Origin of the sequence: Chryseobacterium oleae (assembly GCF_900115055.1) — a bacterium.
Classification (GTDB): domain Bacteria; phylum Bacteroidota; class Bacteroidia; order Flavobacteriales; family Weeksellaceae; genus Chryseobacterium; species Chryseobacterium oleae.
In genome coordinates, this window is record NZ_FOVD01000002.1 from 140716 (window position 1) to 154240 (window position 13525).

The window sequence follows — 13525 nt, forward strand, 5'->3', positions numbered from 1 at the left end:
AGTTACATTTTTTTCAGCAACTGGCTAAACTCGCTCAATATCATTGCTGTAGCACCCCAGATAATATATCCGTTGAAATTAATGACCGGAACTTCATGCCCGGCAGCACCCGGAAGTGCCATCATTTCTGGATTATCCGGAAGGCTTAAGAAAGAAGTGATAGGAAATTCTATAGTTTCTACCGCCTCGCTCTGCTGAAGAACGAAAAGCGGATTCTTTTTCGTATACGAAATATAGGGATAGACGTAAAAATTACTCGGCGGGATGTAGATTGGAGACATTTCCCTGATCACCCTGATATAATGCTTTTCTATACCGATCTCTTCGGAAGTTTCACGAACTGCGGTTTCAGCAAAGTCTCTGTCCATTTCCTCGCGTTTTCCGCCGGGTAGGGAGATCTGTCCGCTGTGTCTGTCATGTTCGTTGATGGTTCTCTGGATCAGGGGGAAATACCATTCATTGTCTTTCAGATAAAGGACAATATTTACCGCTGCAAATTTTGGGTTTTTCGCCAGTACTTCATCATAGGTAAATACCGGGCGGGAAGGTGGTGAAAATACCCCGTGAGCGTGTACTCCGGGCAGTTCTACATTCGTAATTTTTCTCAATAAATCTTTTCCAAAACTTTCCATAGCTCAAATTTAGCAATATATACTGAAGAAAAGAATAGGCGTTAACATTAATTAACCATTGAAAAAATTTAAGATTCAAAAATTCAAAGATTTAAAAATTCAAAAGGTTGAGAAAATGATTATTTTTTTTTATTTAATAAAATTAGAGTTATTTTATATATTTATGTGTAAATCACGGTGATAGCGTACCGTGTTTTCACGTAACTGAAACACGTTACGCAGAGAAAACGGTAAACAGTTACAACGGAAACGGTAAACAGTGATTTTTAAAATTTACACTTTAGCAGTGGTTTCTCGCTTGGGTTAAGCGTATACCTTTGTCATACTATTAACCAATTAATTTTACCAAAATGAAAAACTTTATCACAGGTGTATTTACACTAATGGCCATGAGTTTCAGCTTCGCACAATCAAACATTGATCTTACTGCCCAGATTGGAAACTTGAATGTTGCTACTGTTGACCAGACAGGGCTTTTAAACATCAACTCTTTAACACAGGATGGAAACCGTAATACGGCAGATATCGATCAGGTAGGTATTCTGAATATTAATACTGCTGAAAGTATTGGAAACAGAAACTCAATAGACGTAGATCAAGCCGGGATCGGTAATACCAATGATGTAAGCCAGACAGGAAACAGAAACTCTGCAACAACCTGGCAGTTGGGAGCATTAAACTCCACAGAACAGACTCAGATCGGAAGAAGAAATGAGACCTCTTCTTTACAGCTGGGAATAGGAAACGCAGTAGTACAATATCAGGATGGAAGAAGAAATGATGCTTCTGCTATTCAGTTAGGTAACGGAAATGATGCTTATCAGGTTCAGCTTGGAAGAAGAAATGACGCCAGCGGTCTTCAGGTAGGTAATGATAACCTTTTAGTGCAATATCAGGATGGTAATGATAACAGTGCAACACACGATCAGGGTGGTAACAATAATATTGCCGCTTCAGTTCAGGTAGGTGATGACAATATGGCTATGGGAGTTCAGATTGGAAACAGTAACCAGTTATACCAACTTCAATTAGGAGATTCCAATACAGCGATTGATGTTCAGATGGGTAACAATAACTTTACCTGGGTAGCTCAAAGTGGAGATTCTCACATCCACGTAGGAACTCAGATGGGTAACGGAAACTCAATGATTGTTAACCAATCCAACTAGTTCATGTACTGTAATCAAGCATAAAAGGAGAGACTGCGGTTTTCTCCTTTTTTAAGCTTTCAACGATTAACATACCCGGAAACCGTGATTTTATATTTGTACCTGCTGGGTGTGTTTTTCCAAATACTCTATTCATGTACCTTTATTAAAAATTAAGACCATGTTGAAAATCGGGTGGGGTGCCTTTACACTTTTCGCAGGACTGTTTGTGCAGGCACAGCAGGTAGACTGGGATAAGCTCAACAGCAGTACGGTTCTTGATCTTATGGCAAGACAGCAGACAGAGCAGGGGCTTTACGGCTCGAGCGTTCTCCAGATAGGAGATAACAATAGCGCTGAACTTTCTCTTAATGCTAAAACCAATATTGCCATTCAGCAACTGGGAGACTTCAATACACTTTTTTTCATTAATTCATTTACAAATCAAGAAACCAAAACTGCCATTACCGCTCAGGGAAATAACAATATTATTGATATTACCGGAAGCAACAGCATCTCAGACGGAATGCAGATCAGTGTAAAAGGTGACAACAAAACCATTTTCATGAGAAATTATTAAAACACACATGATGAAATTTTTATATTCCTTAAATCTGTGCACTTTATTTATCTTCCTGTCTGCGACGGTTGATGGGCAGGAAGATAAAAAAGTGAACGCAAGGATTGAAAAAAGCATCCTCGAAAATCAGATTAATCTCAAAGCCGTTGTTACCAATAATACTTCCGTATACAAAGAGCTGAACTATCTATTGGTTTCCATTAAAAAAGGAAATGCCGGCAATCTTTCCAATAATCAGCAAAACGGTAAGTTTTCTATCAATCCCAATGAAGTAAAGGTTTTATCTGAGATCAATGTGAATCTTGAACCGAAAGATGCTCTGAAAGCTTTCCTCTACGTAAAAGATGAAGAAACCCAGAAAATGATCGCGAAAGACAGTCTTGAAATTAATACCGATCTGTTCAAAAAGAAAACAGCCAAAGTAGAAGAAGATGCCGTGTTTGAACTGAAAGGGCTCACCATTGATGAAACCAAAACAAAGGTAGGAAAAGACTTTTATGATCTTTTTTATATGCAGTACAGCCAGATTCCTGATAAAAGCAGTGGTGCAGTGACTATTTCCGAGCTTCCTCTCCGCGGGACCAGTGGTCAGATTAACATCCAGATTGATGACAAAGTGATTTACAGTTTTATGACCAACCCAAGCGAAGATTACCTGAAAGAACAGCTGGCAGCCAGCTTGAAATATATCAAAGAATTTAATGCAAAGAAAAACCTCATTAAAAATGAATTCATCTACTAAAAACGTCCGCCATGAAAACTTTTATCATTATTTTGACCTTTATTGCGGGTATTTTCTCCGGAAAATCTCAGCAGCTCGTTTATAAGCCCATCAATCCGGCATTCGGAGGAGATACGTTTAACTATCAGTGGCTTTTAAGTTCAGCAAATGCCCAAAATCAGTTTGATGAAAAAGATGATTACAGCAGTTTGCTCGATAACGTTAATTCTCTAGACAGTTTCAGTCAGAGCCTCAACAGGCAGGTACTGAGTGAGCTGTCCAGGAAATTGTTTGAAGATCAGTTCGGGGAGGGCAGCCTGAAGCCCGGAAATTATCTTTTCGGTTCGCTTTATCTGCAGATTACCACTACAGCCCAGGGACTTTTGATCAATATTTTGGATACCAGTTCAGGTGATCAGTCCGAGATCGTCATTCCAAAATAAAAAATAACTAAAAACCAGACTTACCATGAGAACTTACACTTACACCAGAATTTTTTTCTGTACGTTCCTGCTGTGTATAATGCAGGCCTGCAGTTCGATACTGGGTCTTCCTTCCGATCCTGAAAGATCCACTATGGGAGAGCTTACTCCCTCTACCGCGGAATTGAAAAACCTTCCGCTTCCCAAAGAAAAAATCGTCATCGGCGTCTACAAATTCAGAGACCAGACCGGCCAGTATAAACCGTCTGAAAACGGCAACAACTGGAGTACGGCTGTTCCGCAGGGAACTACCACCATTCTGATCAAAGCACTGGAAGACAGCCGGTGGTTTATCCCTATTGAAAGGGAAAATATCGCCAATCTTTTAAACGAAAGACAGATCATCCGGTCCACCAGACAGGAATACAACAAAGATGCTGATAAAAACAGTCAGTCTCTTCCGCCACTTCTTTACGCAGGAATTCTTCTTGAAGGCGGCGTGATCTCTTACGACAGCAATGTCATGACCGGAGGCCTCGGTGCAAGATATTTCGGAATAGGGGCTTCTACACAATACCGCCAGGACAGAATTACCATTTATCTGCGGGCTGTTTCCACGCTGAACGGTGAAATTCTTAAAACCGTTTATATTTCCAAAACCATTCTTTCTACAAGCGTCAACGGAAGTTTTTTCAGATATATTGATACGGAAAGACTTCTGGAAGCTGAAGTTGGACTTACTCAAAATGAACCGGTGCAGCTTGCTGTAACCGAAGCTATTGAAAAAGCGGTAAGATCCTTAATCGTTGAAGGGATCAGGGATAAAATATGGGGTAAAGCATCTGAGAACTTAACGGGTTATCAGGCTTTGATCAATGATTACAATAAAGAACAGGAAGACAATATAGGCAGAACGGTAGGCAATAAATTTCCGGAAAATTACAGACAAAAAATGTCCGTTTTTGCTAATGTGGAAGCTCAGAAAATCAAAGATGACTACGTCAATCCTAAAATGAATGCAGGTGGAAAACTGGGGATGAAATACTTTATAAGTCCCAATTTCAATATTGAAACCAGCGTTGGCTATTTCACTTTAGAGAATAAGAATATTATTAAAAGAAGCTATATAGTTCCCGAGCTTAATCTGGAGTTTCTTCTGTTCCCAAAATACAGATTCAGCCCCTATGTTTATGGCGGTGCGGGCGCTATGTTTTCAAAATACAAACCTCAGTACAAGGGCCAGGTGGGTGGCGGACTGGAATACATGATCGGGAATAATACCGCAATCCGGGCCTCCTCGCAGTATGATATCGGTTTTAAAGATAACTGGGAAGGTTTGGTCAATGGAAAAAGAAAAGACCAGGCACTCCGCTTTGCACTTGGAATCAATTTTTACCTTGGAAACAAATAAAAACATGAACTATGAAAACTTTAATCAAAATACTCAGCATATTGATCCTCACTTTTTGTCTGTTTTCATGCGATGAAGATCTTGTGGAACAGGCTCAGACAGGAATATTGAAAGGAAAAGTTGTAAAAAGAGGGACCAATGTGCCCATTCCTAATGTGAAAATTTTTACAGCACCCACTACACAGACGGTTTTTAGCGGGACAGACGGTACATTCGAAATTGCTGCCATGCCGCTTGGAAATTATTCTGTGAAAGCAGAACTGTCCGGCTATATTACCACTTTTCAGGGTGTTAATATGCAAACCCAAAACCAGATAGTCACCGTGGTTTTTGAAATGGACGATGATGAATCACTTAATTCTCCTCCTTCCGCACCGCAGCTGCTAAGTCCGGTAGACAATGCGGTGAACCAGCCTCTGAACGTCGAACTGACGTGGACTGCTACAGATCCTGATACGGCTGATGTTTTAAAATATAGTTTAACAATTAAAAATAACCTCGATACTCATGTGATTCAGGTTAATGATTTGACGGTGAAGCATTATTCGCTTTCAAATTTGAAGTTTGGTGTTAGTTACTTCTGGCAGGTGTCTGTTTCGGACGGCATTCACCCGCCAGTTTTAAGTTCCATCAGTAAGTTTACCACCAATACGGTTCCGGCCAACCGTTACCATTATGTACAGAAACAGAACGGTAATTTCGTCATCATGTCTACGGACGGACAGGGAAACAGCTTTCAGCTGACCAATTCGTCCTACAACAGTTGGAGGCCGAGAAAAAATAATAATGCAGGACTGATTGCATTTCTGAGGACCGAAGGCGGGAGTACCCATATTTACACAGTAAACCCCGACGGATCCAATCCTTTTAAAGTAACCACAGTACCGGCAGCCGGTTTTAATAATTATGAAATGGATTTCGCATGGAGTACCAACGGCCAGGAAATTCTCTATTCCAATTTCAATAAATTATATAGAATCAATAAAGACGGCAGCGGCCTTACACTGGTATACACAACTCCGGACGGCAGCATGATCTCTGAATGTGACTGGAGCTACGACGGCAGCAGAATCGCCGTAAAAACGAATGATTACAGCGGTTATAATACAAAAATCTACATCATTGATATGACAGGAAGTGTTTTAAAAACGATTCTGACAGGATCAGCAGGAGCCTCAGGCGGACTCAATTTCTCTGTAGACGGACAAATGCTCGTATACACAAGAGATATGTCGGGATATCAGGATGGCAGCGGCAATTATCGCCAGCTCGATTCTCATATTTTCATCTATAATATAACCACCGACACCGTATACGATATTTCTGCGGAAAGCGAAAAACCGCTCGGAACCAACGATCTTGATCCAAGGTTTTCTCCAAACAATGCCCAGATTATCTTTATGAACACCTCCAACGACAATATTTCTCAGAAAAACGTAATGGCTATTGATCTCAACAGTACTATGACTGATCTTTCGAGAGCGTCTCTTTTCAGTAACGGTGAAATGCCGGATTATGAGTAGTTTGCGTTTGAGAGTCGCAGAGTTTGAGGGTAGGAGAGTTTGAGGGTTTGAGGGTTTGAGAGTAAGAGAGTAAGAGAGTAAGAGAGTAAGAGAGTAAGAGAGTTGCTGGCTGACAGCTGATTGTTGCTCGTAATTATAAATCATACTTTAATAGCTTTAAACCTTATATATCTGGGAATATTGAATGAAGGACAAGTATCTGGTGGCTGAGGTTACCGAAGCCACCAGTACTAATACCCAATATCTGAAATCTGATGTCTGATGTCTGGAATCTAGTATCTAAAGATTTTCTCATTTACCTTTCACTTGCGAAACAAAATTGACCAGAGCGTTTAACCTCCCAAAAAAAATCCAAACCGAAGGTTTGGATTTTTTTTGGGAGGTTAAACTAAATTGGTTTCATCAATCAATAATGTGGTTTTCTAAGGCATATTTTACAATTCCTACGGAATTTTTTGCGTTTAATTTGAGAAGAATTCTTTTGCGGTGGGTTTCTACGGTATTGATACTTATAAAAAGTTTTTCAGAAATATCTTTGCTGCTGAAGCCGTCGCATATCAGTTTAAGGATCTCCATTTCTCTGCGTGTGAGAGGTTCTTTGATGTGAGGATTGGGTTTTCCTTCCTCACTGCTGATAAAGTTGATCATTCTTTCTTTTGCGTTGTCGCAGATATAGATCTCATTCAAGAGCAGCGCATTGATGGATTTCAGGAATTCATCGTATCTGCTGTTTTTGTCAAGATAGCTCTTTATACCTTTGTTAAAAAGCTTCCGGATGTCAATCATATCATAACTATTGCCTATGACAATAATCTTGATTTTTTTGTCTTTTGAGGTAATGTCTTCTACGAGTCTGAAAATATCGGTAAGCATCAGCATATTGGAGCTTATGACCAGGATTTCAGGGGGATCTTCTTTTAATTGTTCAAATAAGGGTTCATAAGAATTACAAATGTCAATCGTGTTAAAAATTTTGCTCTGTGAGAGCAGTTTTGATAAACCTTCTGTATACAGTAATGGCTCATCAAAAATGGTTAATCTCGGTTTCATCATGGTTAGTTTTGTTTATATAAAAATATAAAAAAAACTTTACATTTTACATAAAAATAACAATTAATTGTAATTTTTTACATAATAAATGATCGTAAAATTGAATTTTTATTGATTATTTGATAAATAATTCTCTTATCGTGGAGTTTTGAATGTAAATTTTAGAGTTATTGTAGTTAATATGTTGTATTAGTGAGTGTTTTGGTGTTATTGAATCTAAAATAAAAATTATTTAACTAACACGGTAGGGATATGTTTCACCGGAAAATTCACCGAGCGGGCAATAAAACAAAACTGACCTGCTTTATGATGAAGCTCCTTCGCTTTTTCCACCATAGATTCTTCCGCAACAGTTACAGTAGGGTGTAAAGTAATTGAAGTGAAATTTCCACTGCCATCAGCCGTTTCAGTCATAATTCCGGTAGCTTCGTCTGCGTAATCAGTGACAATGATGCCTTCCTCAGAACAGAAATGAAGATACCAGAGCATGTGGCAGGAGGAGAGGGAAGAAAGAAACAGATCTTCCGGGTTATGCTTGGTCTTATCTCCACGGAAGGCGGGATCAGAAGAGCCTTCAATAACGGCTTTATTTTCAATATGGATGGTATGGCTCCTTTCGTAGTTTTTGTAGCTGCTGGTGCCTTTTCCTTTGTTTCCTGTCCAGATGATTGTTGATTTGTAATGATGTTCTTTGCTCATTCTTTAATTTTTTGTTTAAGTTGAAAAATAAAAAAGGTATTTACTAAAATTAAGTAAATACCTTTTCATATGGTTAAAAAGAGTTTATAAATTAAAATTAATTCTTTATAAGTTTTTTTGTAGTTGTTGTTCCGTTTTCGAATGTGATTTTTGCGAGGTAAGTTCCTTTTAATAATTCTGAAAGATTGGTATTGTTATCTTTTAAAATTTTCACAATTTTTCCATTAATAGAATAAATTTCTATTTTACTTACTTTTTCTTTTGTGCTGAAAACTAAGTTTTGTTTAACAGGATTCTCAAATGAAATAGAGGAGATATTTGTTTTTGTATGATTTGAAACAGATAATGTAGAAGTATTCAACGTAAATTTTAAAATATTATTTGCGCCTTTTGTAGTAATAATACTACTGTCGTTAATAATCATTTCACCAATAAAATTTGGTGTTCCTGTTGTTTCAGAATAATAATTAAAGATAGAATCAACAGCTCCGGTTGATGTAATTTTAGAAATAAAAAATGTTTCACCCATCGATCCGGTTAATCCGGAAATATAATAATTCCCATTTTTTTCGGTAATTATGGACGATAATGCCATTACGTTGAAAGGGAAGGAATTGCTATCAAACACAAAAGTATTATCGTGATCTCCGTTGGGTTTTATTCTAAAGATTTCATTATTTATATTTGAACATACAATATTGTTATTGCTATCCATAAAAGCAGAACCAGCACCTCCCGGATCTGATGTAAAAGCTAAAATACCATTATTTCCGAAACTCGTAAGAGCTTGTCCGTTATTGTCATATTTTGCTAAAGCACCATACGTATATACGTTTGTATTATTGTGATTGCTGATAAAGCTAATAATATTGGATTGATTATCTAAGAATATAAAATTTCCAGGAGTATGGAAAGAACCATTATTTCCAAAAGTGGTGTCAATACTTCCGTTGCTGTTTAATCGGTAAATGCTTTTATAATGAATATATGGTCCAGGATCGGATGTTGCTTGTCCGTAAACTATTATTTTATCATTTTGAAGATAAAAGCCATAACCTACACTGTTGAAATCTGTTCCGATGTTTTCAATTTTAGCAATTCCATTTATTCCAAATGTTGTATCGAGTAGTCCGTTTGGAAGTAATCTCACAATAGCAGATCCATTAGTATAAAAACACATGACGAGAATTTTACCGTCTGTTTGTTTTTTTAGCTCACTTTGTACGGCACTGAAATAATTACTAATTATTGTCTCTCCGTTATTTCCGAAAGAAGTATCAACTGTTCCGTTAGCATTAAGTTTAGATATAGCACATTCAGGGCCTGCCAGCGAGGGATTGTCTTTTGCGTAAGTAAAATAAATGCTGTTATCTGAATTTTGAACAATTCTTGTCTCATAGTAATTAGCACTTGTGAGAGTATATTTTCCGTTTGAAGCAAAAGAATTGTCGTATGATAGAATTTGCCCAAAAGCAACCTGTGCCGCAAGAAGCAGTACAAGAAATAATTTTTTTGTCATTGTGTACGTGTGTTTTAAGATTGCAAATATAACAAAAAACCTCCAGCACGGAGCCGGAGGTTTAAATTTTGTCTTAATTAGAAAATTCTATCAATTCTTCTTTCTTCGAATTGTAGATTTTATATTCTAAATATTTAAAAGAATCCCTTGGGATGATGGTTACCCATTTTTTGTATTTAATGAACCATTTCATCTGGATACTTTTGATGCCTTTGGTAAGGTAGGCTTCCACGAAAGGGTGTACATGCAGGAAAATCTTTCCTTTCTCTTTCTGCAGGATGCTTCTGAGAGTTTCACCCATTCTTTCCACGATTACGATCGGAGCTACGATTTCTCCGTCTTTGTTCGGGTTTTCTTCTTTGGTTTCAATCTGTTTTTCCGGGCGGTTTCTTTGTCTGGTGATCTGAATCAGTCCAAACTTGCTCGGAGGAAGAATTTTGTGGCGAGCTTTGTCGCGCTTCATTTCTTCTTTCAGGTGTTCGTAGAGATCCCTTCTGTGGTCGGGATTCTGCATATCGATGAAGTCGATTACAATGATGCCTCCCATATCCCGGAGACGAAGCTGTCTGGCAATTTCGGTGGCTGCCATCTTGTTCACTTTCAGAGCGTGTTCTTTGTTTACGGCGGTTCCGGTAGTGATATTGTTTCCGGAGTTGACGTCAACGACGTGGAGGGCTTCTGTGTGTTCAATAACGAGGTAAGCACCTTTTGAACTTGGAATATTAACGTGTTTACCAAAACTCTGTTTGAGCTGTTTTTCAACGTTGTAATATTCGAGAAGAGGAATGTGGGAATTATAAAACTGAACAATATTCTTTTTTTCAGGGGCTATGACCTCCACATAGTTGGTCATTTCGTCTACCATTTGCTCATCGTCACAGATGATGCTCACGAAATCCTGATTGAAATTGTCCCTTAAAATAGCTGAAGCTTTGTCTTCTTCGCTTAAAACTCTGGCTGGAACCTTACTTTTCTGAATGTTTTTGAATGTAGTTTCCCATTTCTGGATCAGCTGATTCATGTCATTGTGAAGGTCTGCTACTTTTTTTCCTTCCGCTACTGTTCTTATGATGACACCAAAACCTTCTGGTTTGATGCTATCGATAAGGGTTTTCAGTCTTTCTTTTTCCTCAGTGGTTCTGATTTTTTTGGAAATGGAAACTTTGTTGTCGAAAGGGATCAGGACCAGAAAACGTCCTGTCAAAGAAACCTGGGTAGAGATCCTGGGACCTTTTGTAGAAATGGGTTCTTTGGTAATTTGAAGCAGAACGAGATCGTCTTTTGCAATGACTTTGTCTACGGTTCCGTTTTTGTCTATTTCGGGTTGTATCTCGAAATTTTTTAAGCTTGAAGTGCTCTGTTTTTTAGAAATAGTATCTTTTAAAAACTTTCTGTAGGTAAGATATTGTGGTCCCAGATCCTGATAATGCAGGAATGCATCCTTATCGTACCCGATATTTACGAATGCTGCATTCAGGTTAGGTGCCAGTTTTTTTACTCTTCCTACAAACAGATCTCCAACTATAAATTCGCTTTTGTCCTCTTGCTCATGAAGTTCACATAGTCTTCCGTCTTCCAGCAGTGCAATCTTTGTAAGATCATCTTCATGCGAAACTATTAGTTCTTTCTTCATTTTGTTATAAGATAAAAATTATTAAGATTATAGGGAACTGGCGTATTTTTTAGCAGATAAATAATACTAAATATAAGAATTTTGAACGAAAATGCTCTATCTTTTTAAAAATATCTGCAAAAGCCCATGTTTGCCCCGGAATCTTATAGTTGCAAACAAAAATATAGTCGGTGAACTTTAAATAATTAAAAACACCAACTATATTATTATATTGTAAATCTCGAGAAAAAGAGATTATTTTTTCTTATGTCTGTTTGCTCTTCTTCTTTTCTTTCTCTTGTGAGTTGCAACCTTGTGTCTTTTTCTTTTCTTTCCGCTTGGCATAATTTTAATTTTTTAGTAACTAGTTAATATTCAGTTAATGTTTTATTTTACTGCGACTTTAGTTTTTACTTTCTCTACAAAAGATTTTGAAGGTTTGAAAGCAGGAATGTTATGAGCAGGAATCTCAATTGCAGTGTTCTTAGAAATATTTCTTCCTGTTTTAGCAGCTCTTGTTTTAATGATAAAAGATCCAAAACCTCTCAGATAAACGTTATCCCCATTATACATAGAAGTCCTGATCTCCTGCATAAAAGCTTCTACAACTTTCTGTGTTTCATTCTTTTCTGTTCCCAACTTATTTGAGATGGTGTTTACCAATTCTGCCTTTGTCATTTCCTTTTTTAATTTTAAATTTTAGGTGTGCAAATTTAGTTAAAAAAATTGAATACTAGCAAATTAGTGGCAAAATATTTTTGTTTAAAGAGTTGGAGTTTTCTTGTTTACCCAATATTAATATTACATTAAATCTCTCTACATGCTGGAATTGTAGTAGCCGTTTTCCACACAGAACCGGATGAGATGCAGTTTTGTCTTCAGTCCCAGTTTTTCCGTCAACCTGTTGATATACGTATCGATGGTACGTGCGCTGAGGTTCAGTTTTTCTGCAATTTCTTTGTTGCTGTAGCCTTCGTAACAAAATTTCATCAGCTGAATTTCGGTAGGGCTAAGCTCTTCCTGACCTTTTTTCTGCCTTTCCATATAATTCTGTACAGCGAGTGGCTGTTGCTCCCATTCTTTGGAGTATTTTTCATAATCGAAGCTATCTGAAGCAATGCTGCCCTTGATGAGATCTTTGATGATTGTACTCTTTTTTTCGCAGTAATAAACGTTGGGGATTTTTGAAAGAATTTCAGCCATATCTTCCTGATACGTACTGGAATAAGTAACGATAGGAGTTTCCGTATTGTTTTTACGGATGTATTTGATGGCTTCTATTCCGCTTAGCACGGGCATAAACAGTTCTATGATAAACACGTCTTCCTGTCTCCTGTAAATCCTGTTCACAAGCTCATGGCCGTTGTTACAGTCATTCAGAAGCATATAGAAGGGATTTTCCATAAGCGTTTTGATCATGATCTTCTTAAAGTAGAAATCACTGTCAGCTATAGAAAACCTTACTGTGTTTGATAATAATTTACTCACTTTTAATATCGATTTGGTATAGGATATTTAAAATTCAGAGGCCTAATTTAGGAAAAACTAATGAAAGTGGAAATTAAACTTAGGTTAAATAGGGTTTTTCCGAAATTACCTTAGGGAAAATACGTATTGTGCATAAAATTTTTTTTTTATATTTTCACAGGCCAAACAAATCGCAAATATATGTCTTCTAACAGGGAAAAAAAATTAAACAAATCTGACGTCAGAGTAGGCATTTGGAAGTTTATTCTATCTTTCGCCGTTCTGTCGGTGGTATCTTTTCTGTGTTTATTTCTCTTTTTTAAAAGCTACAGTATACAACGGGAAGGAATTGCCAGAGAAGCAGACGCTTATAAAGAACTGATGCGCCGCGGCGATGTTCTTAGAGATCATGTAGAAAATATCTACAACAAGATGAACCAGCTAAATGAAGGTAAAGTAAAGAGTGAAACCTTTCTTAAAACCAGCATTATGGATGATGTAGCGGATGCAAGAAATGCCATGGGCAAGGACAGTGCTGATAATTTTAAACATTATGCAGTTCTGATGAAACAGATAGGGTCTATGCTGACTTTAAAGAACAATATTCTGGAGGTAGAGTACGATAAAAAGATTGTTCTCAGAGATCTTGATGAATGCCTGCAGAAAATGCAAAAAGCAAACAAGGAGCTTAAAAAAGATCCTACGAGACATTTTACAGGGCCTAAAGGAAGATAATTAAGA

Annotated in this window: 14 protein-coding genes; 7 read left to right on the top strand and 7 right to left on the bottom strand. The window is 37.5% G+C overall.

The features are described 5' to 3' along the window. Window positions 1-2 precede the first annotated feature (2 nt). Window positions 3-632, bottom strand: a complete 630-nt coding sequence (locus tag BM143_RS07820) for an NUDIX hydrolase (protein WP_090024004.1) — start codon at window positions 630-632, stop codon at window positions 3-5. 350 nt (window positions 633-982) lie between these two features. Here BM143_RS07820 and BM143_RS07825 point away from each other — a divergent pair, with 350 nt between their 5' ends. The 6 genes from BM143_RS07825 to BM143_RS07850 all read left to right on the top strand — a co-directional run bounded on the left by BM143_RS07825 (window position 983) and on the right by BM143_RS07850 (window position 6437). Next, window positions 983-1801 (top strand): hypothetical protein, encoded by an 819-nt coding sequence (locus BM143_RS07825; RefSeq protein ID WP_090024005.1) that lies wholly within the window; start codon window positions 983-985, stop codon window positions 1799-1801. A 160-nt stretch (window positions 1802-1961) separates the two neighbouring features. Then, on the top strand, window positions 1962-2360 hold the full coding sequence (locus BM143_RS07830; RefSeq protein WP_090024006.1) for a hypothetical protein: 399 nt from the start codon (window positions 1962-1964) through the stop codon (window positions 2358-2360). Between the two features lie 7 nt (window positions 2361-2367). Then, window positions 2368-3102, top strand: coding sequence for a curli production assembly/transport protein CsgE (locus BM143_RS07835; RefSeq protein WP_228430725.1), 735 nt, complete (start codon window positions 2368-2370; stop codon window positions 3100-3102). 11 nt (window positions 3103-3113) lie between these two features. Continuing rightward, window positions 3114-3524: a curli production assembly/transport component CsgF gene (locus BM143_RS07840; RefSeq protein WP_034728526.1), complete on the top strand. Its 411-nt coding sequence runs from the start codon at window positions 3114-3116 to the stop codon at window positions 3522-3524. Between the two features lie 25 nt (window positions 3525-3549). Then, a complete protein-coding gene (locus BM143_RS07845; protein WP_090024008.1) occupies window positions 3550-4914 on the top strand; it encodes a CsgG/HfaB family protein in 1365 nt (454 codons plus the stop codon). An 11-nt stretch (window positions 4915-4925) separates the two neighbouring features. Then, on the top strand, window positions 4926-6437 hold the full coding sequence (locus tag BM143_RS07850; protein WP_090024009.1) for a carboxypeptidase-like regulatory domain-containing protein: 1512 nt from the start codon (window positions 4926-4928) through the stop codon (window positions 6435-6437). Between the two features lie 402 nt (window positions 6438-6839). Here BM143_RS07850 and BM143_RS07855 read toward each other — a convergent pair whose 3' ends face one another. From BM143_RS07855 to BM143_RS07880, 6 genes are all read right to left on the bottom strand, one after another. Next, the gene (locus BM143_RS07855) at window positions 6840-7490 is read right to left on the bottom strand and encodes a response regulator transcription factor (RefSeq protein WP_228384056.1); all 651 of its coding nucleotides are present in this window, start codon (window positions 7488-7490) and stop codon (window positions 6840-6842) included. 225 nt (window positions 7491-7715) lie between these two features. Beyond that, a complete protein-coding gene (locus tag BM143_RS07860; RefSeq protein ID WP_090024010.1) occupies window positions 7716-8186 on the bottom strand; it encodes an OsmC family protein in 471 nt (156 codons plus the stop codon). Between the two features lie 97 nt (window positions 8187-8283). After that, a complete protein-coding gene (locus BM143_RS07865; RefSeq protein WP_090024011.1) occupies window positions 8284-9705 on the bottom strand; it encodes a T9SS type A sorting domain-containing protein in 1422 nt (473 codons plus the stop codon). A gap of 73 nt (window positions 9706-9778) precedes the next feature. After that, the gene (locus BM143_RS07870) at window positions 9779-11338 is read right to left on the bottom strand and encodes an Rne/Rng family ribonuclease (RefSeq protein ID WP_034728517.1); all 1560 of its coding nucleotides are present in this window, start codon (window positions 11336-11338) and stop codon (window positions 9779-9781) included. Between the two features lie 366 nt (window positions 11339-11704). Next, window positions 11705-11995 (bottom strand): HU family DNA-binding protein, encoded by a 291-nt coding sequence (locus BM143_RS07875; RefSeq protein WP_002984212.1) that lies wholly within the window; start codon window positions 11993-11995, stop codon window positions 11705-11707. A gap of 138 nt (window positions 11996-12133) precedes the next feature. Then, window positions 12134-12805, bottom strand: a complete 672-nt coding sequence (locus tag BM143_RS07880) for a response regulator transcription factor (RefSeq protein ID WP_090024012.1) — start codon at window positions 12803-12805, stop codon at window positions 12134-12136. A 180-nt stretch (window positions 12806-12985) separates the two neighbouring features. Between BM143_RS07880 and tssO the strand changes: the two genes are divergently transcribed. Further along, the gene (gene tssO / locus BM143_RS07885; RefSeq protein ID WP_090024013.1) at window positions 12986-13519 is read left to right on the top strand and encodes a type VI secretion system TssO; all 534 of its coding nucleotides are present in this window, start codon (window positions 12986-12988) and stop codon (window positions 13517-13519) included. The last annotated feature ends 6 nt before the right edge of the window (window positions 13520-13525 follow it).

Bases quoted from the DNA above. Each gene is read 5' to 3' on its own strand.
- BM143_RS07845 (WP_090024008.1), top strand. From the start codon at position 3,550: ATGAGAACTTACACTTACACCAGAATTTTTTTCTGTACGTTCCTGCTG.
- BM143_RS07825 (WP_090024005.1), top strand. From the start codon at position 983: ATGAAAAACTTTATCACAGGTGTATTTACACTAATGGCCATGAGTTTC.
- BM143_RS07870 (WP_034728517.1), bottom strand. From the start codon at position 11,338: ATGAAGAAAGAACTAATAGTTTCGCATGAAGATGATCTTACAAAGATT.
- BM143_RS07820 (WP_090024004.1), bottom strand. From the start codon at position 632: ATGGAAAGTTTTGGAAAAGATTTATTGAGAAAAATTACGAATGTAGAA.
- BM143_RS07855 (WP_228384056.1), bottom strand. From the start codon at position 7,490: ATGATGAAACCGAGATTAACCATTTTTGATGAGCCATTACTGTATACA.
- BM143_RS07840 (WP_034728526.1), top strand. From the start codon at position 3,114: ATGAAAACTTTTATCATTATTTTGACCTTTATTGCGGGTATTTTCTCC.
- BM143_RS07835 (WP_228430725.1), top strand. From the start codon at position 2,368: ATGATGAAATTTTTATATTCCTTAAATCTGTGCACTTTATTTATCTTC.
- BM143_RS07875 (WP_002984212.1), bottom strand. From the start codon at position 11,995: ATGACAAAGGCAGAATTGGTAAACACCATCTCAAATAAGTTGGGAACA.
- BM143_RS07865 (WP_090024011.1), bottom strand. From the start codon at position 9,705: ATGACAAAAAAATTATTTCTTGTACTGCTTCTTGCGGCACAGGTTGCT.
- BM143_RS07860 (WP_090024010.1), bottom strand. From the start codon at position 8,186: ATGAGCAAAGAACATCATTACAAATCAACAATCATCTGGACAGGAAAC.
- tssO (WP_090024013.1), top strand. From the start codon at position 12,986: ATGTCTTCTAACAGGGAAAAAAAATTAAACAAATCTGACGTCAGAGTA.
- BM143_RS07850 (WP_090024009.1), top strand. From the start codon at position 4,926: ATGAAAACTTTAATCAAAATACTCAGCATATTGATCCTCACTTTTTGT.
- BM143_RS07830 (WP_090024006.1), top strand. From the start codon at position 1,962: ATGTTGAAAATCGGGTGGGGTGCCTTTACACTTTTCGCAGGACTGTTT.